This is a genomic window from Mesorhizobium bavaricum (genome assembly GCF_056781655.1).
Genome location: NZ_CM165566.1, coordinates 4783604 through 4809044 on the forward strand (window position 1 = coordinate 4783604; position 25441 = coordinate 4809044).

Below are 25441 nucleotides of genomic sequence, written 5' to 3' on the forward strand. Positions count from 1 at the left end.
AACGACATGCATGAAACGAAGATCTAAAGCGCGTCGACTGATTCCGTTTCAACGCGACGCGCTTTAGAGGCAAGGCAAAACAAAAGGGCCGGCAAGGCCGGCCCTTTCGGCATGATGGACGCAGGCGTCAGATGATGACGACCTTGGTGCCTACCCTAACGCGGCTGTAGAGGTCCATGACGTGCTCGTTGATCATGCGGAAGCAGCCGTTAGAGGCGCTGGTTCCGATCGATTGCGGCGCGATGGTGCCGTGGATGCGTAGATGCGTGTCCTTCTTGCCGTCATAGAGATAGATGGCGCGGGCGCCGAGCGGGTTCTGACCGCCGCCAGGCATGCCGTCCTTGTACTGGCCATAGTGCTTCGGCTCGCGCTTCTGCATGTCCAGCGTCGGGATCCAGCGCGGCCATTCCTGCTTGTCGCCGACCGCAACCGTGCCCTTGAACTGCAGGCCCTCGCGGCCGACCGCAATGGCGTAGCGGCGAGCGGTGGAAGACGATTCGACGAGATAGAGGCGGCGGGCGCTGGTGTCGATGACAATGGTGCCCGCATCGTAACCGGTGAATTCCACGTCCTGCGGGACGAACTCCGGCTTCACCTTGAACTGCTTCTTGGCCTCCTTCTTGGCGAGAGCCTGGTCCAGCGCACGCGTCTCGGGGAGATATGAAATCGAAGAAGAGTAGGTACCGCCGAAGAGGCCGGCGAACAGACCGCCGCTCGCCTGCTTCTGGCCGACGACTTCGCTGCGCAGCTCGCCGTTGTTGCCGGTCAACGCGACATTGATCGCCTCGGCCGGGAGCGGCTCAGCCGACTGGATCGGTTCGATCGGTTCGATTGGCTCAAGGACCTTGGCAGCCTTCTTGGCCAGCTTGGCGTCAGCCACTTCGGTTGCGCTCTTGCCCCGCTTGGCGAGGAACGCCTGCCGTTCCGCGTCGGCCTTGGCCTTCGCCGCTTCGCGCATTGCCAGCTTTCTGGCTTCGAGCGCCTTGGCCTTGGCGGCTTCCTTGTCGGCAACGATCTTGGCCTCGATCTTCTTGATCTGGGCGAGATCGTCGGGTGTCGGGTTCTTCTTCTTCTTGAGAAGCTTCAATTGCGCCGAATCACTCTTGACGGCGACGTTGATGGCACTGGTTTTGTCAGCCGATACGGCCATATTGGCCGGCACACCGGCGAAAGCCGGGGAACTCATGCCGAGTGCGGCGCAAAGTCCCAGGAAAATGAAGCTGCGAAGCTGCATGGCGAAGATCCGATCGTTCTATGCTGTTGCCCACGGCGTCGCCCAGCGCCCCCCAAGGGCGCCGGAAATGCCGCGCGCAATCTATAGTCGAATAAGCGCGGATGCCTCAAGCGCGAGGCCGCGCCGCACCCACTCGAATCTTCGTGATCGTGCCGCATTTGCCGCGACTGTGTTCAAACGACAACAGGTCGCGGCTTCAGGCGTTGGAGACTACTGGTTCGGGACCTGCGGGGTCGCCGGTGCAGCGGGAGTGGTGCCGTTTGCCGCCGGCTGAGTCGAACCGGCGGCAGGCGCCGTCGCCGGAGGCTTTGCGGCGGCGTCATTGCCGGACGGCGGCGTCGGCGTGGCATTGCCGGCAGGCGCCGGGGTGGTCGTCCCGGGCAATTGGTTGAGCACGCCCTTGCCGGCGCCGTCCGATGTCGCGGGCACACGGTCAAGGATGTCGATCGGCTTCTCGCCGTAGCGGGCGACGATCGACAGCGTCAGCGAGGTGGCGAAGAAGGCGGCCGCCAGGATCGCCGTCGCACGCGTTAGCGCATTGGCCGCACCGCGCGCGGTCATGAAGCCCGAGCCGCCGCCGATGCCCAGGCCGCCGCCTTCGGAGCGCTGCAGCAGCACCACGCCGACAAGGGCGAGCACGACCATGAGATGGATGACGATCAGTACGGTTTCCATAGTTTATCCTGGCAAGGCCTTGCCCGGCCGCGGACACGACCGGTGAATTGGAGGCGGCTCAATACAATGCTTTGACGGCATTTCCAAGCCCGTGGCCGGAATATGGGAAGCAACGCTCCCTTTGCAACGATTTCCGGCGCCGTCTGCCCCTAGGCGATGTTGCGATAAGCCTCGGCGATGGCAAGAAAGTCCGCCGCTTTCAGGCTGGCGCCGCCGACCAGCGCGCCGTCGACATTCTTTATGCCGAGCAGTTCGACAGCGTTGGAGGGCTTGACCGAGCCGCCATAGAGAATGCGCATCTTGGCCGCAACGCTGCCGAGCTTTTCCGAGAGCTTTTCGCGGATATGCGCGTGTGCTTCGGCCACATCGGCCGCAGTCGGAGTCAGGCCGGTGCCGATCGCCCATACCGGCTCATAGGCGATGATGGAGTTGGACGGGGTGGCGCTTGGTGGCACAGATCCGGCGATCTGCCGTGACAGCACGTCGAGCGTGGCGCCCGCTTCGCGCTGTTGCTGCGTTTCCCCGATGCAAATGATGGCCACAAGCCCGGCGCGCCAGGCGGCGGAGGCCTTGGCCTGGACCGTCGCGTCATCCTCGCCTGCTTGCTCGCGGCATTCGGAATGACCGACGATGACGTGGCTCGCGCCCGCATCCTTCAGCATTTCCGCCGAGATGCAGCCGGTGTAGGCGCCGCTTTCCTTGGTGTGGCAATCCTCGCCACCGGCATGGACCGGCGTGCGTGACAGAATTTCCGCCGCGTGCGCAAGCAGGGTTGCTGGGACGCAGACCAGCGCTTCGGTCTCCGCGTCGAGCCCGCTCATGAAGCCATTGCCGATCATCCTGAGCTCATTGAGCGAGGCGCTGGTGCCATTCATTTTCCAGTTGCCGGCAACGAGTGGTCGAATTCCTGGCGTCATGGGTTTGCTTCTCCGGGCAATATTCGGCTTTGGCCCTCACTACCAAAATCAGGCCACAAAGCAATCGACAGTGGCCCGGAAGGGCGCTATTGCGCTTGTTTCAGACTCGGCGCACGCGAAGATGCGCATAAATCGGAATTGTCCATGCTTGGTATATTGAGAGACGCGGCAGGAACCTGGGTCGCGAAAACGCTGCTTTCGCTGCTGGTTGTGAGTTTCCTCGCCTGGGGCATTTCCGGGCGGGTGATGGGTGGCTTCGCGGGCCACGATTCGGTCATAACCGCCGGCGGCACCAAGGTGTCGCTCAACGAATATCGCTTGGCTTATGATCGCCAGCTCGCCGTCATGTCGCAGCAGTTCGGCCAGCGTCTCACCCACGAACAGGCAAAAGCGCTCGGCATCGACAACCAGGTGCTGGCGCAGCTCGTCTCGGGAGCCATCCTCGACGAACAGGCCCGCAAGCTGGGCCTCGGCCTCTCCAAGGACCGGCTGGCCGAGTTGACGCGCGAAGATCCGGCCTTCAAGGGCCCTGGCGGCCAGTTCGACAGGCGAACCTTCGAATATATGTTGCAGCAGATCGGCATGCGGCCTGAGGATTATCTGAAGAACCGTGCCCAGGTGGCGGTGCGCCAGCAAATCGTCGAGGCGGTCTCGGATGGCCTCAAGGCGCCGGACACTTTCTTCAAGGCGGTCGCGCTCTATCGCGGCGAAGACCGCACCATCGACTATTTGACGCTGCCCAAGGCACTGGTCGAGCCGATCCAGGCGCCGTCCGACAGCGTGCTCTCGACCTATTTCGACACAAACAAGAAGACATATGCGGCGCCCGAATACCGCAAATTCTCTTATGTCAGGCTCGAACCGGTCGACATCATGGATACGACCGCCGTCACCGACCAACAGGTCAACGACGACTACAACAAGAACAAGGCGCGCTACACGACGCCGGAGCTGCGCACCATCGAGCAGCTTGTGTTCAAGACGCCAGACGCGGCCAAGGCGGCGCTCGATTCGCTCAAGGCCGGCGCCACCTTCGACAAGCTGGTCACGGCGGAAGGCAAGACCCAGGCCGACACGCTGCTCGGCACGCTGGCCAAGGACAAGATCGCTGACAAGGCCGTCGCCGACGCCGCCTTCAAACTCAATGCCAATGAAGTCAGCCAGGTCGTGCTGGGCGCCTTCGGTCCGGTGCTGCTGCGCGTCACCGAAATCAAGCCCGAAGTCGTGAAGCCGCTGGCCGAAGCGTCCGACCAGATCCGCAAGGATCTGGCGCTGGGCGAGGCAAGCCGCATTCTTCTGGATGTGCGTGACAATTACGAAGACACCCGCGCCGCCGGCGGTTCTCTGGCCGACGCCGCCACCAAGCTGAAGCTGAAGGTTGTCACCATCGACGCCATCGATCGCAGCGGGCTGCGGCCCGACGCAACCATCGTCAAGGACCTGCCGCAATCACCGGAATTGATCAAGGCTGTCTTCGACGCCGAACCCAAGACGGAAAACGACGCCTTGACCACGGCGGACAACGGCTTCGTTTTCTATGAGGTGGCTTCCATCACGCCGGCCCGAGACCGGACACTGGACGAGGTTCGTCAGAAAGTCGTCGCCGACTGGACGGCTGCCGAGACGACCAAGCGGCTCGCCGCCAAGGCTGACGAGCTCGAGAAGCGGCTCAAGGCCGGTGTCACGCTCGACGTCATCGCCGGCGAATTGAAGCTGGAGAAGCAGACCAAGCGCGGCGTCAAGCGCGAGGCTGACGATGTCGATTTCGGCAAGGAGGGTGCGGCGGCGATGTTCGGTGTCGGCGAAGGCGGCACCGGCCTGATCCCCTCGCCCACCGGCGACGGACAGATCCTGTACAAGATCGCCGAAGTGTTCGAGCCCGCCGGGGCCGATGCCAGTTCGGTGCCGGACGACGCGCAGAAATCCTTCACCTCCGGCATGTCGGATGATCTGCTCGACCAGCTGGTGGCACAACTGCAGACGCAATACGACGTTCGCATCGACCAGGCCGCCGTTGCCCAAGCCTCGACAAGATGAGCGCGCTGAAAACCCATATCGCCAAGGTCGCGACCGGAAGCGCGCTTTCCTTCGAGGAAGCACGCGAGGCCTTCGACATCATCATGTCGGGTGACGCAACGCCCGGCCAGATCGGCGGCTTCCTGATGGCGCTGCGCGTGCGCGGCGAGACGGTGAGCGAGATTTCCGGCGCCGTTGCAACCATGCGCGCCAAGATGCTGCGCGTCGACGCACCGGCCGGCGCCATCGATATCGTCGGCACGGGCGGTGACAATTCCCACAGCGTCAACATTTCGACGGGGTCGGCGTTCGTCATAGCCGGCAGTGGGGTGCCGGTCGCCAAGCATGGCAATCGCGGTCTGTCGTCGCTGACAGGTGCCGCCGACGTCCTGGTCGCGCTCGGGGTCAAGATCGACATCTCGCCCGAATTCATCGGCCGTTGCATCCATGAGGCGGGCGTCGGTTTCATGTTCGCGCCCGCCCACCATCCGGCGATGAAGCATGTCGGCCCGACCCGCGTCGAACTCGGCACCCGCACCATCTTCAACCTGCTCGGCCCGCTCTCCAACCCGGCTGGCGTCAAGCGTCAGATGGTCGGTGTGTTCCTGCCGGAATGGATCCTGCCGGTGGCCGAGACGCTGAAAGCGCTGGGAGCCGAGCATGCATGGGTTGCCCATGGCGACGGCTATGACGAGATCACCACCACCGGCGAAACGCATGTCGCCGAACTGATCGGCGGCGAGATCCGCAGCTTCACACTGACCCCCGAAGCGGTTGGGTTGGCGCGCCACACCAAGGACGAGTTGCGCGGCGGCGACGCGGCCTACAACGCCAAGGCCTTGCGCGATATGCTGGGCGGGGCTGCCGGCGCCTATCGCGATACCGTGCTGATGAATGCCGGCGCCGGACTTGTGGTCGCCGGCAAGGCGACGACACTTGGCGACGGCATCGCAGCAGCGGCGCAAGCCATCGATAGCGGCCGGGCGCTGCAGGTGCTCGACAGGCTGGTCGAGATTTCGAACGGATAGAGCGTGTCTGACATTCTTCGCAAGATCGAGGCCTACAAGCGCGAGGAGATCGCGGCGGCAAAGGGGCGTGTGCCGCTGGCTGAGATCAAGGCGCGGGCCAAGGATGCCGACGCACCACGCGGATTTCTTGCCGCGCTCGAGGCGAAGCGCAAATCCGGCGCCTTCGCGCTGATCGCCGAGATCAAGAAGGCAAGCCCGTCCAAAGGCCTGATCCGTGCCGATTTCGACCCGCCGGCATTGGCGCAGGCCTATGCGGAAGGCGGCGCCGCCTGTCTTTCGGTGCTGACCGATGCACCGTCTTTCCAGGGCGCGCCCGAATTTCTTACCAGTGCGCGAGCCGCTGTTGCCCTGCCGGCTTTGCGCAAGGATTTTCTGTTCGACCCGTACCAGGTCTACGAAGCCCGCGCCTGGGGTGCGGACGCCATCCTGATCATCATGGCGAGCGTCGACGACGCCCTGGCCAGCGACCTCGAATCGACGGCGTTCGAACTTGGCATGGATGCGCTGGTCGAAGTGCATGACGAGGCCGAGACGCAGCGCGCGCTAAAGCTGTCTTCGCGGCTGATCGGCATCAACAACCGCAATCTCAGAACATTCGAGACCAGCCTCGAAACCTCCGGGCGGCTGGCGTCGATGGTGCCGGCCGACCGCCTGCTGGTCAGCGAGAGCGGGATCTTCACGCATGACGATTGCCTCAGACTGCAGAAGAGCGACATCGGCACCTTCCTTGTCGGCGAGAGCTTGATGCGGCAACAGGACGTCACCACGGCGACGCGCCTGCTTCTGACGGGCAAGGCACCGGCCGAGGCGATCTGACGATGACGTCCGCCCTCACCCATCTCGGCGCGCAGGGCGAGGCCAACATGGTCGATGTCGGCGACAAGGCCGAGACAACGCGCACGGCAATCGCCGAGGGTTTTGTCGCGATGCAGGCCGAAACGCTGACCATGATCCTCGCCGGCAATGCCAAGAAGGGCGATGTGCTCGGCACCGCGCGCATTGCCGGCATCATGGCGGCGAAAAAGACGCATGAATTGATCCCGCTCTGCCATCCGCTGCTTCTGACCAAGGTTTCCGTCGACATCGAACCGGACCACGCTTTGCCGGGCCTGAAAGTCACCGCGCTGGCACGTGTCACCGGCAAGACAGGCGTCGAGATGGAAGCACTGACCGCTGCTTCCGTGGCCTGCCTGACCATCTACGACATGGCCAAGGCGGTGGACCGAGCCATGGTCATCTCCGGCATCCGGCTGGTCGAAAAGACCGGCGGCAAGTCGGGTGACTACAAGGCGCGCGCCTGATGGCGTTGGTTCCCGTCGCGGAGGCGCTCGAACGCCTGCTGGAAGGCGCTGCGCCGCTGGCCGGTGAAAGCGTTCCGCTCCTCGAGGCGGTGGACCGGGTGCTGGCCGAGCCGGTCGTCGCCCTGCGTACTCAGCCGCCCTTCAACGCCTCGGCCATGGATGGCTACGCGGCCCACGCCACGGATGTGGCGTCGGCGCCATCGAGACTTTCGGTGATCGGCATGGCGCCGGCTGGGCGCGGCTTTGACGGCACGGTCGGCAAGGCACAGGCCGTGCGCATCTTCACCGGTGCGCCGCTGCCTGACGGAGCCGACACCATCGTCATCCAGGAGAATGTCCGCGACCTCGGCGGCGGCGACATCGAAGTGATCGAACCGACGACGAAGTGGCGCAACATCCGCAGCATCGGCCTCGACTTTTCGAAAGGCGACGTCCTGCTGGAAAAAGGCCGCGTGCTCGACCCTGCGGCATTGTCGCTGGCGGCATCGGCCAACCATCCCCGGGTCAACGTGGTGAAACGGCCTCTGGTCGCCATCATCGCCACCGGCGACGAATTGTTGCCGCCGGGCAGCGAACTCGGTCCGGACCAGATCATCTCGTCCAATGCCTATGGCGTCGCCGCGACGGCACAGTCGGTCGGCGCTCGCGCACTCGATCTCGGTATTGCTGCCGACCGCAAGGAGGCCATCGCTGCGCTGGTGCAGAAAGCTGTCATGGCCGGCGCGGATGTCATCGTCACGCTTGGTGGTGCCTCGGTGGGCGATCACGACCTGATCCACGACGTGCTGACCGGCGAAGGCATGACGCTCGGCTTCTGGAAGATCGCCATGCGCCCCGGCAAGCCGCTGATGTTCGGCCGCCTCGGCGACATCAGGTGCATCGGCCTGCCCGGCAATCCAGTGGCAAGCCTGGTCTGCTCGCATCTGTTCCTGAAGCCGCTGCTGGCACGGCTCGGCGGCCGCAATCATCGCCAGGACATACGCCGGGCGCGATTGGGAGCTGCAATGTCGGCCAACGACCTGCGCCAGGACTATGTGCGGGCGGTGGTCAGGGAAGATGACGGCGCGCTCGTGGCGACGCCGTTCGGTATCCAGGATTCCTCGATGCTGCGAATGCTGGCCGACGCCAACGGGCTGGTGGTGCGGGCGCCGTTCGCCCCTGCAGCGGCTGTGGGCGAAGCATGCAGTGTGCTGATGCTGCGCTGAAGCGCCACCAGACAAGCCGTTCATAAAAAAACGAAAATGATCTCTGCGCTATTCCGAGATCAAGGTCCGGGTCAGCGGATGCGCTGGGTCGGCAAGGCCATCGATGATGTTGTAATGATGCTGGTCTGGCTCGACCACGGCGCTGGTCGTCGCGCTAAGGCCGGTCCAGATGTTGGCAAGCAACGCGTTCTGGCGCAGGAACTCGGCGCGTTCACCACCACCGGCCCAGCAGGTGATGCGGGCACCGTCCATCGGGCGCAACAGCGCCGGGCTTTCGGCCAGCGCCTCGGGCTCGTCGATTGCCAGGGTCGCGTTCATCTCGGTCTGCATGATCGGACGCAGGTCATGGACACCCGAAATCGAAACGACGTGGCGTATGCGCCGCGCCACGTCTGCCGCCAAAGGCGTGGTTGTCGTCACCATCCGGCTGGCGAGATGGCCGCCGGCCGAATGCCCGGTCAACATCAACGGCCCGTCGACCATTTCGGCCGCCTTGCCGATCGCCGCGCCGATCTCCTGGACGATGCCGGCGATGCGTATTTCAGGGCACAGCGTGTAGGACGGCATCGCCACGGCAAAGCCACTGCTGACCGCGCCGTTGGCGAGATGTGACCAGAAACTCTTGTCGAATGCCATCCAGTAACCGCCATGGATGAACACCACGAGCCCCTTGGGCGTGGCGCTTGGAAGGAAGAGATCGAGCCGATTGCGCCGTCCCCCGCCATAGGCGATGTCGAGCCTTGCCCGGCCCTCTGCCGAAAGCGCGCCACGAAACGCTTGCGCCGGTTCGACCCAAGCGGCCGGCCAGCGGTCGCTGCCGGCGATGTTCGCGCCGTTGGCGTAGGCGCTGTCCCAATCGGCAATGTGACGCTCGAACATCCGCACCCCTCCCCAAACGGCATCGTTTCTCCGCTAGCAATGGCCACCGCCGCGTCATGCGTCAATGCTCCAGGACAAAACATTTTAGGCTTGAAACAAATTTCGACTGGTGCGATCCTGCCCTGATGAACAGCCGACAATGGGAGGTCTGCTGTGCTGCCCAAAACCTGCAGATGTCCGCCCTTTCGGCCGATGTTGAGCAAGGTAGCGACTGGCGGCACGAAGCCTCCTCTAAAAGCAGGAATTCCAAATCCACCACACCAGCCAGAGCCTCGTGCACTGGCCAGGCAGCAGACAGGATAGCGGCGACATGCTTGGGCCTTCAGCGCATATCGACACGTTCACGCGCGATCACCTGCCGCCGCCGGAGCAATGGCCGGACTTCCTGCTCGACGGTTTCGACTATCCCGAACGTCTCAATGCCGGCGTCGAACTGACCGACAGGCTGGTCGAGAAGGGCCTGGGTGACCATACCGCGCTGATCGGCAATGGCCGCCGCCGCACCTACAAGGAACTGTCCGACTGGACGAACAGGCTGGCCCATGCGCTGGTCGAGAACTATGGCGTGAAGCCCGGCAACCGGGTGCTGATCCGCTCGGCCAACAACCCCGCCATGGTCGCTTGCTGGCTGGCTGCCACCAAGGTCGGCGCCGTGGTCGTCAACACCATGCCGATGCTGCGCGCCGGCGAGCTTGCCAAGATCGTCGACAAGGCGGAAATCACAATCGCGCTCTGCGACACCAGGCTGATGGACGAGATGACCGCTTGCGCCAAGGACAGCGCGTTCCTCAAGCAGGTTATCGGCTTCGACGGCACCGCCAACCATGATGCCGAACTCGATCGCGCGGCTCTCGACAAGTCGGTTGTTTTCAGCGCCGTCAACACCGGCCGCGACGACGTCGCGCTGCTCGGCTTCACCTCGGGAACGACAGGCGTGCCGAAGGCGACGATGCATTTCCACCGCGACCTCTTGATCATCGCCGACGCCTATGCCCGCGAAATCCTCCAGGTGACGCCGGACGACATCTTTGTCGGCTCGCCGCCGCTGGCCTTCACCTTCGGCCTTGGCGGTCTCGCCATCTTCCCGCTGCGCTTCGGTGCGGCGGCGACATTGCTGGAACAGGCAACGCCACCCAACATGATCCACATCATCGAGACCTACAAAGCGACCATCTCCTTCACCGCGCCGACCGCCTATCGCGCCATGCTGAAGGCCATGGATGAGGGTGCCGACCTGTCATCGCTACGCGTCGCCGTTTCGGCCGGCGAGACCTTGCCGGCTCCGGTCTTCGAGGAGTGGACGCAAAAGACCGGCAAACCGATCCTCGACGGCATCGGCGCCACCGAGATGCTGCACATCTTCATCTCCAACCGCTTCGACGACATGAAGCCGGCATCGACCGGCAAGCCAGTGGGCGGCTACGAAGCGCGCATCGTCGACGACGAGATGCGCGAGGTGCCGCGCGGCGCGACTGGCAGGCTGGCGGTGCGCGGCCCGACCGGCTGCCGCTACATGGCCGATTACAGGCAGAAAGAATATGTCCGCGACGGATGGAACCTTACCGGCGACACCTTCACGCAGGACGAGGACGGCTTCTTCCATTTTGCTGCCCGCTCCGACGACATGATCGTCAGCGCCGGCTACAACATTGCTGGCCCAGAGGTCGAGGCGGCGCTGCTGGCGCATCCGGATGTCGCCGAATGCGCTGTGATCGGCGCCCAAGACGCCGAACGCGGCCAGATCGTCGAGGCGCATGTCGTGCTGGTGCAAGGCGTGGCACCTGACGCGTTGACCACCAAGCGCCTGCAGGACCACGTCAAGGCGACGATCGCGCCCTACAAATACCCGCGATCGGTGAAGTTCATCGCTGCGTTGCCCAAGACGCAGACCGGCAAGATCCAGCGCTTCCGGCTGCGCACGGAGAAAATCAATTGAGCGAACCATACGATCCGGCTTCCGAAGGCGCACAGATGTCGTTCAAGGAGCGCATGTCCTACAGCGACTATCTGCACCTGGAGAAAGTGCTGGAGGCACAGACGCCGCTGTCGTCGGCGCATGATGAGATGCTGTTCATCATCCAGCACCAGACCTCCGAGCTCTGGATGAAGCTCGCGCTGCACGAGATCGGTGCTGCGATCCGCTCCATCCGCGGCGACCGCCTCGAACCGAGCTTCAAGATGCTGTCGCGCGTCGCCCGCATTTTCGAGCAGTTGAACAACGCCTGGGACGTGCTGCGGACGATGACGCCCAGCGAATACACCGAGTTCCGCGACGCGCTCGGCCAATCCTCGGGTTTCCAGTCCTGGCAGTATCGCGCCATCGAGTTCATGGCCGGCAACCGCAACCTCGCCATGCTCGGCCCGCACAAGCACCGGCCGGATCTCAGCGGGAAGCTTGAGGCTATTCTGGCCGAGCCGTCGCTCTACGACGAAGCGCTTCTGCTGCTGGCGCGCAACGGATTCGACATCGGCGCCGACGCCAGGCGCACCGACTGGCGTGAGACGCGAACCGAGAATGAAGAGGTCCTGGTCGCCTGGCAGACAGTCTACCGCGACCCGCAGCGCTACTGGATGTTCTATGAACTGGCCGAGAAGCTGGTCGACTTCGAGGATTACTTCCGCCGCTGGCGCTTCAACCACGTCACCACGGTCGAGCGCATCATCGGCCTGAAGCGCGGTACCGGAGGCACGTCGGGTGCTTCCTACTTGAAGAAGATGCTCGAGGTCGTCCTGTTTCCGGAGCTCTGGACGGTCCGCACCCGACTCTGACCATCGTGCGCACTTTTATGCATCAAGCAGTAATGAGAGTCAGGTCAGGCCGAGCCGAAAACGGTGGCTTTCGAGAACCGGAGCGGAACGGACATTCGGGTCCATGAGCACCGGAAGCGCGGAAAGCCGTCGTATGCAGGCCGGTATCACCTGAATATCAACACACCTCAAGTGACTGCAGTCTTGACCGCGAACCGCGCGTCCCGCCAGGCGCCGGTGCGCAGGATGTCCTCCAGCACCTCGACCGCCTGCCAGACATCCCTGTAGCCGACATAGAGCGGCGTGAAGCCGAAGCGGATCGTCGACGGCGCGCGGAAATCGCCGATCACGCCGCGCTCGATCAAGGCCCGCATCACCTGGTAGCCATGCGGGTGGATGAACGAAACCTGGCTGCCGCGCTCTTCTCCGTTGCGCGGGCTTTCGAGTTCGAGGCGATAGGCGCCGCATTTCGCTTCGACGAGTTGGATGAACAGGTCGGTCAGTGCGATGCTTTTCTTGCGTACCGCCGCCATGTCGACATCGTTCCAGAGGTCGAGCGCGCCCTTGAGCACCCGCATCGATAACACCGGCTGCGTGCCGCACAGGAAGCGGCGGATGCCGGTGCCGGCCGCATAGGCCTGTTCGAAGGCGAACGGCCGCGCATGCCCCCACCAGCCGCTGAGCGGCTGATAGACATCTCCGTGGTGGCGCCTTGCGGCATAGATGAAGGCCGGTGAGCCCGGGCCGCCATTGAGGTACTTGTAGGTGCAGCCAATGGCGAAATCGGCATTAGCCCCGTCAAGCTCGACCGGCAGCGCACCGGCGGTGTGGCAGAGGTCCCAGACAATCAGCGCACCGGCCTGATGAGCCCTGCGCGTCAAGGCTGCCATGTCGCGCAACTGACCGGACTTGTAGTTGACGTGGTTGACCAGGATAACGGCGACGCGTTCATCGATGAGCTCCTCGATAGCAGGCGCGTCGACGCCCTCAAGCCGCAACACGGTACCTGGCCGCGTCGAGGCAACGCCTTCGGCCATATAGAGGTCGGTTGGAAAACTGTCGCCCTCGGCGACGATGACCGACCGGTCAGGCCGCATTGCAAGTGCCGCATGCAGCACCTTGTAGATGTTGATCGAGGTCGTGTCGCAGACCACCGTCTGGCCGGCCGCGGCACCGATCAGGCGTCCGAGCTGGTCGCCGAGCTCGACCGGCATGTCGAACCAGCCGGCGGTGTTCCAGGCACGGATGAGATCCTGCGCCCATTCCTGCGTCGCGGCCTTCTGGATCTCTTCGAAGACGGCGGGTGAAGCCGCGCCAAGCGAATTGCCGTCGAGGTAGATGACCCCTTCCGGCAAGACGAAACGATCGCGCATGGCACGCAGCGGATCCGCGGCATCCATCGCCTCGATTGCAGCGAGATCGAGAGTGGCATTCATGATCGACTATCCCCGCGCATGAGCGTACTCGGATGAGCATCAGGTGAAACCGTTAGCCGATCATGGGCAGTCTCCTAGGCGCTGTCAAACGTTATATATAATTTACGGAACGAGAGGTTTTCATATATAATCGTCGCCCAGGCAGTACGGATGGACGGCGATGCTGGATGACGAGCACTTCTCGAAAACGGAAGCAGCTTACAGGCTGCTGCGTCGCGATATCCTCACGACCCGCCTGAAGCCCGGCGCGCCGCTCAAGCTCAGCGCGTTGCGGAGCAGCTACGGCATTGGCTGGACCCCGTTGCGCGAGGCGCTGTCGCGGTTGGAGGCCGAGCGCCTGGTGACCGCCATCAGCAATCGTGGCTTTGCCGTCGCACCAGTCTCGCGCGTCGAGCTGGAAGATCTGTCACGCGCGAGGCTCGTGGTCGAACTGCCGCTGCTCCAGGAATCGATCGAGAAAGGCGGCCGTGAATGGGAGGATGCCGTTGTCGCGGCCCATTACCGGCTGTCGCGCTGCAAGACAGCGGTCGACGACCCGTCCGACGGCGTGGTGGACGAATGGGACGAAAAGCACGAGGCTTTCCACGCGGCACTGCTCGGCGCGGCAGCATCCCCATGGCTGCTGACCTTCCATTCCACGATCGCGGATCAACTGCGTCGCCATCACCGGTTTCTAGGCCTTGCACCAACCCTGCGAGCGGTCGCTGGCCTGCAGCATGGTTATGAGGAGGCCGTGGCGGCGTTGCGCCAGGCTGTCGCGATCGAACATCACACCGCGCTCATGGAAGCGGCGTTGGATCGCAACATCGAGCGCGCGAAAACCCTGATGATCGCCCACATCGGCTACACGTTGCATGTCTATGTCCATGCTGGCGACGGCAGCACGAACAAGCGGTAATGCAACAGGAACAGGCTAAAGCCGACTTGGTCAATTTCTCCGGCGAAGTTGGCATTTTGGCTTCGTTTCGTTCACGGCAGGCCAACCATCGGTGACGTGACCAAAGCCCTCTCGTTGAGCTTCATCTGTAACGGATGCCAAGCCCGACACAGGGTGGGCCAAAGCCATTAACCATAACATTTTCAATCGAACCAAGGCTGTGGCGGTTGCAGGCAAGCGTGGAACGCCGCACGCTACCGCGCGGCAAATGATTTCAGCCGTCTTAACAAATTCATTAAACTTTAAACGGTTGCGGAACACAACTGGAACAGATAGTGTTTGTTCTGGGTTTGTTTTTCCGATTCCGATTTCAGGTAACCTGGGGGCTGCCATGCTGACGCGCAAACAACATGAACTGCTGATGTTCATCCATGAACGCCTCAAGGAAAGCGGCATTCCGCCATCCTTCGACGAGATGAAGGAAGCGCTCGACCTCGCCTCCAAATCCGGCATCCACCGGCTGATCACGGCGCTGGAGGAGCGCGGCTTCATTCGCCGGCTGCCCAACCGGGCGCGCGCTCTGGAAGTGCTGCGGCTGCCGGACTCGATCGCGCCTGGCCTCAACGCGGCAAAAAAGTTCTCACCAAGCGTCATCCAGGGCAGCCTCGGTCAAGGCGGCCTTGGCCGGCAAATCAAACCGTCGCCTTCGCGGATGCCTTCTGCCGGCAATGACGACGACGTCGTCTCCGCCGTGTCGATCCCGGTGATGGGCCGCATCGCCGCCGGCGTGCCGATCGACGCCATCCAGCACCAGACGCATTCGATCTCGGTGCCGCCGGACATGATCATGGGCGGCGAGCACTACGCCTTGGAGGTCAAGGGCGATTCGATGATCGAGGCCGGCATCTTCGACGGCGACACGGTCATCATCCGTAACGCCGATACAGCCAGCCCGGGCGAGATCATCGTGGCGCTGGTGGATGAAGAGGAAGCGACGCTGAAGCGGTTCCGCCGCAAGGGCGCCTCGATAGCCCTCGAAGCCGCCAACCCGGCCTATGAAACCCGCATTTTCGGACCGGACAGGGTCAAGGTGCAAGGCAAGCTCGTCGGCCTGATCAGGCGCTACTGAGCAGGGCTTGCAGCCGGCTTTTCGGGTTTGCGATAGGGTGGAAGGCCCCTCGCCTCGCGCGAGAATTTGCGTTGCGTGTGCCAGGGCCGGTATGGCCTGTCCACCGCGAAGCTGACCGTTGCCGGCGTCGTCGCAGACTCCCGATCGAAGAAGACGGCGGCGCTGCCTTTGCGAGCCAGTTGTCGCTTGGTGATGACAAGCACCAGCGGATTGTGACAGGGGTCATAGGCCGTGGCGTCATTGATGACGATCAGGTCTGCGAAGCCGCAGGCCTTCCAGGCGTCCTTCCCGTCTTCGACATGCGCGATGATCACACCGGACGGATGCTTGGCGAGACAAACGCCTGACGTGCAGTAGAAAGGCGCGCCCGGCGGCAGTTCAGCGGCATCCGCTATGTCGAACTGCCCCTCTCCTTTGCTGAACACCTCCGGCACGATGATGGTTTCCGATGTCAGCGCGCGTTTCCAGTTGTCGACCGTGAATTCGTTCGGACGGGCGCGGCTGACGGCCAGCTCGCCGCCCCCGATCGGCAACGCAACCAGCCTGGCGTCCTCCGAGATCAGCACGTCCGGTGGGCGCGTATTCGAGACGGTCAACAGGCCGGCAAGCGCAAAGGGAAGGGCTGCGAGCCGCAGCCATGTCGTCGCCATCGTCGCAATGACCAAGGCAATCGCCACCAGCAGGACAGACTGCTGCGAAATCAACCCGACGGCGTCGACCGGCGAGCGCTCGGAAATCCATCCGGACATGGCGATCATCGCCGTCAGGCCCTTGCCCATCACATAAAGAAAGGGGCCGTCGGCACCGAATGGCATCGCCAGAGCACTGAGGACGGCGAAGGGCATGACTACAAGTGACACGATCGGCATGATGGCCAGATTGGCGAACAGGCTGAGCGGCGACACCCGCTGAAAATGCCAGATGGCAAACAGTGCAGTCGCGCCGCCGGCGATGATGGAGGTCATCGCAAGGCCGCCAGCCGCCAGCAGGAATTTTTGCGTGAGAAACCCAGGCAGCGATCGCCGTGGCGGCGGAGGTCTCGTCTTTCCCGCTCGATGATCCGACCACCCGGCATAGGCGCCGACAAGCGCAGCCGTCGCCGCGAACGACATCTGGAAGCTCGGGCCGGCCACTTCGTGCGGCGACACCACAATGACGGCGATCGCCGAGATCGCCAGATTGCGCATGGTCAGCGCCGCCCGATCGAACAGCACGGCAATCAGCATCACGGCCAGCATGATGAAGCTGCGCTCGGCGGCAACGACGACGCCAGAGATGATCAGGTAGGCGGCGATCGAGAAAAGTGCCGCGGCGGCCGCGTATTTCTTCACCGGTCGACGCGCGGAAAAGTCCGGAAACAGGGCGAAGGCGCCACGCAGCAAGCCCATGATTGTGCCGGCGACCAGCGCCATGTGCAGTCCGGAAATGGAGATGATGTGGTAAATGCCGGTCCTCCGCATCGCTTCGTTGATGTCATCGGGAATGCCGGCGCGCACGCCGACGATCAGCGCCGCGGCAATCTCGCCCTCGGCGCCACCGACACTGCCCCTGATATGGTCGGCGATGGCTTCGCGGGCATTTTCTATCCCCGAGGAAAGGCGGGCCGACAGCGGCATCTCGTTGCCATCGGTGGCGGCCATCTTTGGATTGCCGAGAAAGAACCCGCTGCCGCCGATGCCGGCGAAGTAGCTGTCGAAGGAGAAATCGTAGCTGCCCGGCCGTACCGGGCCTGTCGGCGGCAACAGCTTGGCGTAGCCGGCGATGAGGGAGCCGGCGGTCATCTCTGCCGGGATCTTTCGCGCCGAAAGCCGAACCCGCTCCGGCGCATAGCGCAACTTCGGCCGGGCGGTCGATGTCACATCGATGGTGAGCCGAATGCGGCCGCTCTCCATCCGGTCGAGCGAGACCACCCGCCCCGTCAGTTGAGTCGAGATTTCCGAACCCAGAATCTGCGTTCCCGCCCGCCATGTCTCGACCTTTGCGGCGAGCAAGCCCAGCGCACACAACAATGCTGCCATGAGGCACAGATGGGTTTTCGGCCAGGAACGCGAGACAAGCGCACAGAACGCCGTCAGTGCAACGACCGCGACAGGCTTTGGAAAGTCAGGCTCCGCCGCCAGCGAAAAATAGCCGATCGCGCCGATTGCCAGGCAGACCGGCACCAGCAGAAAGGCCACGCCTCGGTCGAGCTCCAGGCCCGCTGCCGTGGCCAGGCTGTGTCGCAGGCGAGGCAGTGATATCGGACCGATTTGCCGGCGCACGCGCACGATCCTGCCGACTTCGGCAACGACCGGGATATCGGCTTGCAATGGCAGGTTGCCGGTGCCCGGCACGAGAGGTGATGGCGGCGGCAACGAAGCCGGCTGCGGCGGCGCAAACAGCGACCGTTCGCTGACGCCGATAGCAGCGTCCTCGCCCTGATTCGAGCCCCGGCCTGGTCCAGCCATCGGGTCTGCCCCTTGCGCCCTCGACACCCTATGCTACATGAACGCCGACCGCGCGAAAGTCCGCGCAACCGCACCCGCTTAAGATGGTTTCCGAGAGTTCCATGTCCGACAAGGTCGTCACCCGTTTTGCCCCCTCGCCCACCGGCTACCTGCACATCGGCGGGGCACGCACGGCGCTGTTCAACTGGCTGTATGCAAAGCACACCGATGGCACGATGCTGCTGCGCATCGAGGACACCGATCGTGAGCGTTCGACCGATGCTGCCACCGCGGCCATTCTCGACGGGCTTTCCTGGCTCGGGTTGACCTGGGACGGCGAGCCGGTGTCACAGTTCGAGCGTGCGCCGCGCCACCGTGAGGTGGCGGAGGAGCTCGTGCGCATGGGCAAGGCCTACTACTGCTACGCGACGCCGGCCGAGTTGGAGGCGATGCGTGAGGCAGCACGGGCCAAGGGGCTGCCGCCCCGCTATGACGGCCGGTGGCGTGACCGCGACCCGTCCGAGGCGCCTGCAGGCATCAAGGGCGCAATCCGCATCAAGGCGCCGACCGAGGGCGAGACGGTGGTGCACGACCGTGTCCAGGGCGAGGTGCGATTTCCCAACAAGGATCTCGACGACTTCATCATCCTGCGTTCGGATGGCAACCCGACCTACATGCATGCCGTGGTCGTCGACGACCACGACATGGGCGTCACCCATATCATCCGTGGTGACGACCACCTGACCAACGCCGCCCGCCAGACGGTGATCTACAACGCCATGGACTGGGGCGTGCCGTCGATGTCGCATATCCCGCTGATCCACGGCGCCGATGGCGCCAAGCTGTCGAAGCGGCACGGTGCCCTTGGGGTCGAGGCTTATCGCGCCATGGGCTACCTGCCGGAAGCGCTGCTGAACTACCTGGCGCGGCTCGGCTGGAGCCATGGCGACGACGAGATCATGTCGATCAAGGACATGATCTCCTGGTTCGACATCGGCGATGTCAACAAGGGCGCGGCCCGCTTCGACTTCGCCAAGCTCGAGGCGCTGAACGGCGTCCATATGCGCCGCATGAGCGATGCCGAGCTGTTCGATATCTTCATCGCCACCTTGCCCTATCTCGAGGGTGGTCCAGCGATGGCCGCACGCCTCGACGACAACAACAAGGCGCAGCTGCTCGCCGCGCTGCCGGGCCTGAAGGAGCGCGCCAAGACGCTGGTCGAGCTTGTCGATGGCGCCGCTTTCCTGTTTGCCACCCGGCCGCTACCAATCGACGACAAGGCGGCACTTCTGCTCAATGACGACACACGCAAGGTCTTGCGCGGCGCTCACGAAGCTTTGAACGCGCTTTCGGGCGACTGGACGGCCACTGCGGCTGAGGCCGCGGTCCGCGATTATGCGCAGGCTGGCGGCCACAAGCTTGGCGCCGTGGCCCAGCCTTTGCGCGCTGCATTGACCGGCAAGAGCACCTCGCCGGGCGTGTTCGACGTGCTTGCCGTGCTCGGGCGCAACGAGAGCCTGGCTCGCATAGCGGATCAAATCGATTAGGAGCAATCTGGCCCAAGAAGATTGGCATTGAAAGGCGCGTTTCGCAGTGCAACATTAGGCCTTGGCCCAATCTGGCACGCACCTCCTAAAATGCGGTGGCGAATACGCGCATTGCGGTGATTTCGACGTGTCGCTCTGCAGAATTTTGCCTTTGCCGGCATGAGGAAACAATAAGGAGTTTGCAATGACCGAAGCTGCGAAAAAACTGGATTTGGGCGGCACGACCCAAGAGGCCACGGCAACGCTTGAATTCGCCGGCAAGACTCACGAATTCAAGGTGCGAAGCGGCTCGGTCGGGCCCGATGTCATCGACATCGCCTCGCTCTACAGCACCACCGGCGCCTTCACATACGATCCCGGCTTCACCTCGACCGCAAGCTGCGAGTCCGAGATCACCTTCATCGACGGCGACGCCGGCATCCTCTTGCACCGCGGCTATCCGATCGACCAGCTGGCCGAACATGGCGATTTCCTCGAGGTCTGCTATCTCCTGCTCTACGGCGAATTGCCGACCAAGGCGCAGAAGGACGATTTCGATTACCGCGTGACGCGCCACACCATGGTGCACGAGCAGATGTCGCGCTTCTTCACCGGCTTCCGCCGTGACGCGCATCCGATGGCGGTGATGTGCGGCGTGGTCGGCGCGCTGTCGGCTTTCTATCACGACTCCACCGACATCTCGGACCCGTACCAGCGCATGGTTGCCTCCATGCGGCTGATCGCCAAGATGCCGACGATCGCGGCGATGGCCTACAAATACCACATCGGCCAACCCTTCATTTACCCGAAGAACGAGCTGAACTTCGCCGCCAACTTCCTGCATATGTGCTTTGCGGTGCCGTGCGAGGAATACAAGATCAATCCCGTTCTGGCGCGCGCCATGGAGCGTATTTTCATCCTGCACGCCGACCATGAGCAGAACGCCTCGACATCGACCGTGCGTCTCGCCGGGTCTTCGGGCGCCAACCCGTTCGCCTGTATCGCTGCCGGCATTGCCTGCCTGTGGGGCCCGGCCCATGGCGGCGCCAATGAAGCGGCGCTGAACATGCTGGGCGAGATCGGCCATGTCGATCACATCCCGGAGTTCATTGCCCGCGCCAAGGACAAGAACGACCCGTTCCGGCTGATGGGCTTTGGCCACCGCGTGTACAAGAACTACGATCCGCGCGCCAAGATCATGCAGAAGACGGCGCACGAGGTTCTGGGCGAGCTTGGCATCAAGGACGATCCGCTGCTCGACATCGCCATGGAACTGGAAAAGATCGCGCTGACCGATCCCTATTTCATCGAGAAGAAGCTCTACCCCAATGTCGACTTCTATTCCGGCATCACGCTGAAGGCGCTGGGCTTCCCCACCACCATGTTCACCGTACTGTTCGCGGTCGCCCGCACCGTCGGCTGGATCGCGCAGTGGAAGGAGATGATCGAGGACCCTCGCCAGAAGATCGGCCGCCCGCGCCAGCTCTATACCGGCGCGCCAGAGCGCGACTACGTGCCGATCGCCAAGCGCTGATCGAAGCTTCCAGACTAAGAAAGGCGCCCGTCAGGGCGCTTTTTTCATGTGATGAAGCACGACACCCGCTGCGATCTCACCGGACGGCTTGCTGGTCGCCATACGCCGCGTGATCTCGGCAAAGCCTTGCTTTTGCCAGGCGCGCATCCCGCTATCGGCGAACAGCGCTTCCAGTTGCCGGGCCAGATTGTTCGGCTTGACGTACTCGTTGTAGAATTCCGGGACCAGCGCGCGATCCGCAATCAGGTTGGGCAGCAGCGCCGACCAGATGGACAGCAGGTAAGGCGCGACGACACGGGCGACCGGATCGAGCCTGTAGCAGGAGACCATCGGCACACCCGCCAGCGCCAGCTCCAGCGATACCGTCCCGGACGCGATCAGCGCGGCGTCGGCCTTGCCGAATGCCTGCCATTTGCGCTGGGGATCAAGGATGATCTCGGGCTTCTCATCCCACCTGGTGACCGAGGATCTGACGAGGTCGGCGACATGCGGCACTGTCGGCAGCAGCAGCCGCAGACGATGTCCGCGCGCGCGCAGCATCGATACTGTCTCGCCGAACGGGTCGAGCAGCCGCCGCACCTCGCCGCGCCGCGAACCGGGCAGGACGAGCAATGTCTTGACGTGGTCCGGAGCGAGGTCGCGTGACAGGTCCTGCGCCTTGGCCGCGGCGAGGACGCCCGGATCATGGGTGAGGCGATGCCCGACATAGGTTCCGGGCGGGCCGCCGAGCCGCTCGAGCTCCTTCACCTCGAACGGCAGGATGCAGAGGATATGGTCGACATAGGGCTTCATCGCCACCGCCCTGCCCGGCCGCCACGCCCAGACGCTCGGGCAGACATAGTGGATGATCGGGATCGACGGATTGGCCGCACGCACCTTCCTGGCGACGCGCAACGAAAAGTCGGGGCTGTCGATGGTAATGAGGCAGTCAGGCTTCTCATCCGCAACGATTTTGGCCAGCTGGTTGATCCGCCGCATCAGGCGCGGCAGGTCGCGCAGGATAGCGCTGAAACCCATGAGTGCGATCTCGCCGGCATCGAATGGCGACACCAATCCCAGTGCCTGCAAATGGCGGCCGCCGAGTCCGACGAGTTGCACCTCACGCCCGGTAGCCTGCTTGAGCGAACGCACGATGTCGGCGCCAAGCAAGTCGCCGGACTCCTCACCGGCAACGATTGCGATCTTCAATGCCCTGTCAGCCATGGTGCGGCTCCGCAGCAGCAGGCAAACCAATGACGAACAGACCGAGGGCGTTGGCGCGCGCTATGGTTTCAGAGCCTTCGAGAACCAGCGACCGTCCTGCCTCGACGGCAATGCCGGCAAGCCCGGCCGCATGCACCGCCTCGATCGTCTGCGGACCGATGGAAGGAAGATCCGCGCGCAGTTCCTGACCAGGCTTGGCGCATTTGACGAGGACGCCGCGGGTCTTGCCCGCTATACGGCCGTGGCCGCGCAGCAGCTTCGCACGATCGAGCAGTCCGGCTGTCCCCTCGATGCCCTCGAGCGCGATGGTCCGGCCGCCGACCGCGATCGCCGCCTGGCCAATATCCAGCGCCCCTATGGCCTTTGCCGCCGCAAGGCCAGCCTCGATGTCGGGCCAGTCCGATTTTCGTGGCGCGGCTTTGGTCAGGACGCCTTTGGCGGCGACAAGGTTCGGCACGATTTCGTGGGCGCCGACGACCTTTATTCCACGCGCTTCGAGGCCGCGAGCCACGACCTTCAGCAGGCCATCGTCACCACGCGCCAGCGCCATGACCACCAGGGGGATCACCGCGAGCAGGCTGAGACTGGGACGCAACGCAAGCAATCGTGGCCTGCGCTTGATCTCGCCGGCAAGCACGAGATGGGTAATCCGGTGCCGCCTCAGCAATGGTATCAGCGAGCCGATAGATTCGAGAGCGAGGCTTTCATGCTCATACCGGGAAAGGTCGGCCATGCGGTTCACCTCACCTTCCATCAGGATGACAAAGGGAGGGTAACCTCGTTCCGCCGAGCCGGCCGCGACTTCGACCGGCAGACTGCCACCACCGGCGATGATGCCGACCCTGGAACCCGGCGGAAGATCAAGACCCGCTGATGCGGTCTCAGTCTTCGTCATCGACATCGTCGCCATCGCCGCCCTTGAGCGACGGCACCGCATAATGCCGCTTGCCGCGACTGGTGATGAAATCGATGATCTTCATGGCGGTCGGTGACGACGCGAACTCCGCCTTGGCGAATTCGATGTTCTCGCCAACGGTTCGGGAACGATCGAAGATCACCCTGTAGGCCTTGCGCAGCAGATGGATTTCGGACCTTGGCAGGCCGGAACGCTTCAGGCCAATGATGTTGAGGCCTCGCAAGCTGGCGCGGTTGCCGACCGCGATGGCATAGGGGATGACGTCGCCCACGATCGCAGAGCAGCCACCCAGAAACGCATTGTCACCGACGCGGACAAACTGATGAACCGCCGTCAGGCCGCCGATGTAGACATTGTTGCCGACTTCGCAGTGGCCGCCCAGCGTCGCCCCATTGGCGAATGTCGCATTGTTACCGACGACGCAATCATGGGCGATGTGGGCATAGGCAAGGAAATTGCCGTTGTCGCCGACCGTCGTCTCGCCGCGGCTGGAATCGGTGCCGAGATGCATGGTCACGCCTTCGCGGATCGTGCAGTTCTTGCCGATGACCAGGGTGGTGCGGCCGCCCTTGTGCTTGGTGTTCTGCGGCGGTCCGCCCAGTATCGCCATCGGGTAGACCTTGGTCGACGCACCGATGGTGGTCGCGCCCATCACCGAGACATGGCTGACCAGTTCGACGCCGTCGCCGATCACCGCATCGGCGCCGACATGACAAAACGGGCCAATGCGCACGCCTTGGCCGATTTGGGCGCCTTCCTCCACGACAGAGGAAGCATGGATAGATGTCTTGATTTTCATAAGCATTCGATCGTCAGTCGCTGGTGACCATCATGGCTGAAATCTCGGCCTCGGCCGCCTTGGCGCCGTCGACCATGGCTTCACAAGCGAATTTGAGCAGGTTGCCGCGTTTCTTGATTTTCTTGACATAAATCTTCAACTGGTCGCCGGGGACGACCGGTTTGCGGAATTTGGCGTTGTCGATGGTCAGGAAATAGACCAATGACGGCTTTTCAGTGCCCAAGCTGCGGATGCAGATGGCGCCGGCCGTCTGCGCCATCGCCTCGACGATGAGCACACCCGGCATGACCGGCTGCTCGGGGAAATGGCCCTGAAAATGCGGCTCGTTTATGGTCACGTTCTTGATGCCGACAGCAAACTCGTCGCCGTCGATGTCGACGATGCGATCGATCATCAGGAACGGATAGCGGTGCGGCAGGAGCTTCATCAGCCCCATGATGTCGACCGCTTCCAGCGTCGTCGACGCGATCATGTCAGCCATTGCCTCCCTCGCCCTGTTTGCGGGTCCTGGCGAGTTTGCGCAGCATGGCTATCTCCCGCATGGCTTCCGCCATCGGCTGTGCCGGATAACCGCCCCAGATCTCGCCTGCAGGGACATTGCTCATAAATCCACTTCTGGCGGCAAGCTTGGCCCCAGACCCGATGGTCAGGTGATCCGCAAGCCCGACGCCGCCTCCCATGGTGACGTTGTCACCCACGACCACTGAACCCGAAATACCCGAAAGCCCGGCTATTATGCAATTGCGGCCGATGCGAACGTTATGGGCGATCTGCACGAGATTGTCGATCTTGGTGCCCTGGCCGATGATCGTATCGGACATGGCGCCGCGATCGACGGTGGTGTTCGAGCCGATCTCGACGTCGTCCTGGATGACGACACGGCCGACCTGGGGCACACGTTCGGGGCCCTTGGCGCCGCCGACGAAGCCAAACCCATCCTGGCCGATCCTGGCGCCGCCATGGATGATGACGCGGTTGCCGATCAAGGCATACTGGATGCTGGCGCCCGGGCCAACATACCCGTCGCGACCAATTTGACAGGATTGTCCGATGACCGCATTGGGCGCGATGACGGTGCCGGCACCGATCGAAGCACTCGGACCGATAACAGCACCGGCCTCGATAACCGCGCCGGCTTCGACATGCGCGGTCGGATCGACATGAGCATGCGGCGAGACACCGGTTTCACTGGTCATTGGCCCTGGTGTCGCGGCTGTCGGAAAGAGCAGACGCCCGACCAGCGCGAAGGCCTGTTGCGGACGTGGATGGACCAGAACGGCGATGCCAGCCGGCGCCTTGCTGGCAAATTCCGCCGGACATAGGACCGCGGCCGCCCGCAGTGACGGCATCAGCGCCGAATTGCGTTTGCCATCGACGAAAACGAGCGCATTCTCGCCGCCTTCGTTGGCCGGCGCGAGTGCCTCGATCGAAATATCGGATTGGCCGGAATCGACAAGCACCGAGCCGGTCAGATTCGCGACTTCGCCCGCCGTGTACCGGCGTGATGGCGCGAAGAACACCGGATCGGTCATTCCAGAAGCTATATCCAGCTAGGTCGGAACATTTCTCCCGGACCTTAAAAATCCGGGAGC

The 25441-nt window shown here is 63.3% G+C and carries 23 protein-coding genes; 11 read left to right on the top strand and 12 right to left on the bottom strand.

Annotated features, from left to right (window positions below; all coding sequences use genetic code 11):
* Positions 1-127 precede the first annotated feature (127 nt).
* The 3 genes from AC1RZR_RS23515 to tpiA all read right to left on the bottom strand — a co-directional run bounded on the left by AC1RZR_RS23515 (position 128) and on the right by tpiA (position 2826).
* Positions 128-1234: a L,D-transpeptidase gene (locus tag AC1RZR_RS23515; protein WP_481826133.1), complete on the bottom strand. Its 1107-nt coding sequence runs from the start codon at positions 1232-1234 to the stop codon at positions 128-130.
* Between the two features lie 210 nt (positions 1235-1444).
* Complete coding sequence (secG, locus tag AC1RZR_RS23520) at positions 1445-1909, bottom strand: preprotein translocase subunit SecG (protein ID WP_477277018.1); 465 nt, start codon at positions 1907-1909, stop codon at positions 1445-1447.
* Between the two features lie 149 nt (positions 1910-2058).
* On the bottom strand, positions 2059-2826 hold the full coding sequence (gene tpiA / locus AC1RZR_RS23525) for a triose-phosphate isomerase (RefSeq protein WP_481826134.1): 768 nt from the start codon (positions 2824-2826) through the stop codon (positions 2059-2061).
* 144 nt (positions 2827-2970) lie between these two features.
* Between tpiA and AC1RZR_RS23530 the strand changes: the two genes are divergently transcribed.
* The 5 genes from AC1RZR_RS23530 to AC1RZR_RS23550 are packed head-to-tail and all read left to right on the top strand — an operon-like array spanning position 2971 to position 8376.
* Positions 2971-4863, top strand: a complete 1893-nt coding sequence (locus tag AC1RZR_RS23530) for a SurA N-terminal domain-containing protein (protein ID WP_481826135.1) — start codon at positions 2971-2973, stop codon at positions 4861-4863.
* Positions 4860-5870 carry an anthranilate phosphoribosyltransferase gene (gene trpD / locus AC1RZR_RS23535; protein WP_481826136.1) on the top strand — a complete coding sequence of 337 codons (1011 nt, stop codon included), beginning with the start codon at positions 4860-4862 and terminating at the stop codon, positions 5868-5870. The genes AC1RZR_RS23530 and trpD overlap by 4 nt, the downstream gene beginning before the upstream one ends.
* A 3-nt stretch (positions 5871-5873) precedes the next feature.
* Positions 5874-6686: an indole-3-glycerol phosphate synthase TrpC gene (gene trpC, locus AC1RZR_RS23540; protein WP_481826137.1), complete on the top strand. Its 813-nt coding sequence runs from the start codon at positions 5874-5876 to the stop codon at positions 6684-6686.
* Positions 6687-6688: 2 nt separating this feature from the next.
* Positions 6689-7171 (top strand): cyclic pyranopterin monophosphate synthase MoaC, encoded by a 483-nt coding sequence (gene moaC, locus AC1RZR_RS23545; protein WP_481826138.1) that lies wholly within the window; start codon positions 6689-6691, stop codon positions 7169-7171.
* On the top strand, positions 7171-8376 hold the full coding sequence (locus tag AC1RZR_RS23550) for a molybdopterin molybdotransferase MoeA (protein WP_481826139.1): 1206 nt from the start codon (positions 7171-7173) through the stop codon (positions 8374-8376). The genes moaC and AC1RZR_RS23550 overlap by 1 nt, the downstream gene beginning before the upstream one ends.
* Positions 8377-8424: 48 nt before the next feature.
* Here the strand turns inward: AC1RZR_RS23550 and AC1RZR_RS23555 are convergent, their stop codons facing one another.
* Positions 8425-9255 carry a hormone-sensitive lipase gene (locus AC1RZR_RS23555; protein ID WP_477277032.1) on the bottom strand — a complete coding sequence of 277 codons (831 nt, stop codon included), beginning with the start codon at positions 9253-9255 and terminating at the stop codon, positions 8425-8427.
* Positions 9256-9565: 310 nt separating this feature from the next.
* Between AC1RZR_RS23555 and AC1RZR_RS23560 the strand changes: the two genes are divergently transcribed.
* Together AC1RZR_RS23560 and kynA are read left to right on the top strand one after the other, a co-directional pair.
* Entirely contained in the window at positions 9566-11191 is a 1626-nt protein-coding gene (locus AC1RZR_RS23560) for an AMP-binding protein (RefSeq protein WP_477277034.1), read from the top strand.
* Complete coding sequence (gene kynA / locus AC1RZR_RS23565; protein ID WP_477277036.1) at positions 11188-12024, top strand: tryptophan 2,3-dioxygenase; 837 nt, start codon at positions 11188-11190, stop codon at positions 12022-12024. The genes AC1RZR_RS23560 and kynA overlap by 4 nt, the downstream gene beginning before the upstream one ends.
* 167 nt (positions 12025-12191) lie before the next feature.
* Here the strand turns inward: kynA and kynU are convergent, their stop codons facing one another.
* Positions 12192-13439: a kynureninase gene (gene kynU / locus AC1RZR_RS23570; protein WP_477277038.1), complete on the bottom strand. Its 1248-nt coding sequence runs from the start codon at positions 13437-13439 to the stop codon at positions 12192-12194.
* Between the two features lie 160 nt (positions 13440-13599).
* On the opposite strand from kynU, the gene AC1RZR_RS23575 reads away from it, so the two are divergent.
* Positions 13600-14337 carry a GntR family transcriptional regulator gene (locus tag AC1RZR_RS23575; RefSeq protein WP_477277040.1) on the top strand — a complete coding sequence of 246 codons (738 nt, stop codon included), beginning with the start codon at positions 13600-13602 and terminating at the stop codon, positions 14335-14337.
* A 30-nt stretch (positions 14338-14367) separates the two neighbouring features.
* Here AC1RZR_RS23575 and AC1RZR_RS23580 read toward each other — a convergent pair whose 3' ends face one another.
* Positions 14368-14745 (bottom strand): hypothetical protein, encoded by a 378-nt coding sequence (locus tag AC1RZR_RS23580; RefSeq protein ID WP_477277042.1) that lies wholly within the window; start codon positions 14743-14745, stop codon positions 14368-14370.
* Between AC1RZR_RS23580 and lexA the strand changes: the two genes are divergently transcribed.
* Positions 14708-15445, top strand: coding sequence for a transcriptional repressor LexA (lexA, locus tag AC1RZR_RS23585; protein WP_379104446.1), 738 nt, complete (start codon positions 14708-14710; stop codon positions 15443-15445). The two genes, AC1RZR_RS23580 and lexA, sit on opposite strands and share 38 nt — an antisense overlap.
* On the opposite strand, the gene AC1RZR_RS23590 is transcribed toward lexA, so the two are convergent.
* Entirely contained in the window at positions 15439-17892 is a 2454-nt protein-coding gene (locus tag AC1RZR_RS23590; RefSeq protein ID WP_477277044.1) for a ComEC/Rec2 family competence protein, read from the bottom strand. The two genes, lexA and AC1RZR_RS23590, sit on opposite strands and share 7 nt — an antisense overlap.
* 101 nt (positions 17893-17993) lie before the next feature.
* Between AC1RZR_RS23590 and gltX the strand changes: the two genes are divergently transcribed.
* Positions 17994-19418, top strand: a complete 1425-nt coding sequence (gltX, locus tag AC1RZR_RS23595; RefSeq protein ID WP_477277046.1) for a glutamate--tRNA ligase — start codon at positions 17994-17996, stop codon at positions 19416-19418.
* 184 nt (positions 19419-19602) lie between these two features.
* Positions 19603-20931, top strand: a complete 1329-nt coding sequence (gene gltA / locus AC1RZR_RS23600) for a citrate synthase (RefSeq protein WP_477277048.1) — start codon at positions 19603-19605, stop codon at positions 20929-20931.
* A gap of 30 nt (positions 20932-20961) precedes the next feature.
* Here gltA and lpxB read toward each other — a convergent pair whose 3' ends face one another.
* From lpxB to lpxD, 5 genes are read right to left on the bottom strand one after another with little or no spacing between them, the layout of a single operon-like run.
* Complete coding sequence (lpxB, locus tag AC1RZR_RS23605; protein ID WP_481826140.1) at positions 20962-22134, bottom strand: lipid-A-disaccharide synthase; 1173 nt, start codon at positions 22132-22134, stop codon at positions 20962-20964.
* On the bottom strand, positions 22127-23044 hold the full coding sequence (locus AC1RZR_RS23610; RefSeq protein ID WP_477277052.1) for an LpxI family protein: 918 nt from the start codon (positions 23042-23044) through the stop codon (positions 22127-22129). The genes lpxB and AC1RZR_RS23610 overlap by 8 nt, the downstream gene beginning before the upstream one ends.
* The gene (lpxA, locus tag AC1RZR_RS23615) at positions 23016-23849 is read right to left on the bottom strand and encodes an acyl-ACP--UDP-N-acetylglucosamine O-acyltransferase (RefSeq protein WP_481826141.1); all 834 of its coding nucleotides are present in this window, start codon (positions 23847-23849) and stop codon (positions 23016-23018) included. Before lpxA ends, AC1RZR_RS23610 begins: the two co-directional genes overlap by 29 nt.
* 13 nt (positions 23850-23862) lie before the next feature.
* On the bottom strand, positions 23863-24330 hold the full coding sequence (gene fabZ / locus AC1RZR_RS23620; RefSeq protein WP_481826142.1) for a 3-hydroxyacyl-ACP dehydratase FabZ: 468 nt from the start codon (positions 24328-24330) through the stop codon (positions 23863-23865).
* A complete protein-coding gene (gene lpxD, locus AC1RZR_RS23625) occupies positions 24323-25381 on the bottom strand; it encodes a UDP-3-O-(3-hydroxymyristoyl)glucosamine N-acyltransferase (protein WP_477277057.1) in 1059 nt (352 codons plus the stop codon). The genes fabZ and lpxD overlap by 8 nt, the downstream gene beginning before the upstream one ends.
* Positions 25382-25441: the final 60 nt, after the last annotated feature.

Coding starts and splice junctions, on each gene's coding strand:
- AC1RZR_RS23515 (WP_481826133.1), bottom strand. CDS start 1,234: ATGCAGCTTCGCAGCTTCATTTTCCTGGGACTTTGCGCCGCACTCGGC.
- secG (WP_477277018.1), bottom strand. CDS start 1,909: ATGGAAACCGTACTGATCGTCATCCATCTCATGGTCGTGCTCGCCCTT.
- tpiA (WP_481826134.1), bottom strand. CDS start 2,826: ATGACGCCAGGAATTCGACCACTCGTTGCCGGCAACTGGAAAATGAAT.
- AC1RZR_RS23530 (WP_481826135.1), top strand. CDS start 2,971: ATGCTTGGTATATTGAGAGACGCGGCAGGAACCTGGGTCGCGAAAACG.
- trpD (WP_481826136.1), top strand. CDS start 4,860: ATGAGCGCGCTGAAAACCCATATCGCCAAGGTCGCGACCGGAAGCGCG.
- moaC (WP_481826138.1), top strand. CDS start 6,689: ATGACGTCCGCCCTCACCCATCTCGGCGCGCAGGGCGAGGCCAACATG.
- AC1RZR_RS23550 (WP_481826139.1), top strand. CDS start 7,171: ATGGCGTTGGTTCCCGTCGCGGAGGCGCTCGAACGCCTGCTGGAAGGC.
- AC1RZR_RS23555 (WP_477277032.1), bottom strand. CDS start 9,255: ATGTTCGAGCGTCACATTGCCGATTGGGACAGCGCCTACGCCAACGGC.
- AC1RZR_RS23560 (WP_477277034.1), top strand. CDS start 9,566: ATGCTTGGGCCTTCAGCGCATATCGACACGTTCACGCGCGATCACCTG.
- kynU (WP_477277038.1), bottom strand. CDS start 13,439: ATGAATGCCACTCTCGATCTCGCTGCAATCGAGGCGATGGATGCCGCG.
- AC1RZR_RS23575 (WP_477277040.1), top strand. CDS start 13,600: ATGCTGGATGACGAGCACTTCTCGAAAACGGAAGCAGCTTACAGGCTG.
- lexA (WP_379104446.1), top strand. CDS start 14,708: ATGCTGACGCGCAAACAACATGAACTGCTGATGTTCATCCATGAACGC.
- AC1RZR_RS23580 (WP_477277042.1), bottom strand. CDS start 14,745: ATGAACATCAGCAGTTCATGTTGTTTGCGCGTCAGCATGGCAGCCCCC.
- AC1RZR_RS23590 (WP_477277044.1), bottom strand. CDS start 17,892: ATGGCTGGACCAGGCCGGGGCTCGAATCAGGGCGAGGACGCTGCTATC.
- gltX (WP_477277046.1), top strand. CDS start 17,994: ATGTCCGACAAGGTCGTCACCCGTTTTGCCCCCTCGCCCACCGGCTAC.
- gltA (WP_477277048.1), top strand. CDS start 19,603: ATGACCGAAGCTGCGAAAAAACTGGATTTGGGCGGCACGACCCAAGAG.
- lpxB (WP_481826140.1), bottom strand. CDS start 22,134: ATGGCTGACAGGGCATTGAAGATCGCAATCGTTGCCGGTGAGGAGTCC.
- AC1RZR_RS23610 (WP_477277052.1), bottom strand. CDS start 23,044: ATGGCGACGATGTCGATGACGAAGACTGAGACCGCATCAGCGGGTCTT.
- lpxA (WP_481826141.1), bottom strand. CDS start 23,849: ATGAAAATCAAGACATCTATCCATGCTTCCTCTGTCGTGGAGGAAGGC.
- fabZ (WP_481826142.1), bottom strand. CDS start 24,330: ATGGCTGACATGATCGCGTCGACGACGCTGGAAGCGGTCGACATCATG.
- lpxD (WP_477277057.1), bottom strand. CDS start 25,381: ATGACCGATCCGGTGTTCTTCGCGCCATCACGCCGGTACACGGCGGGC.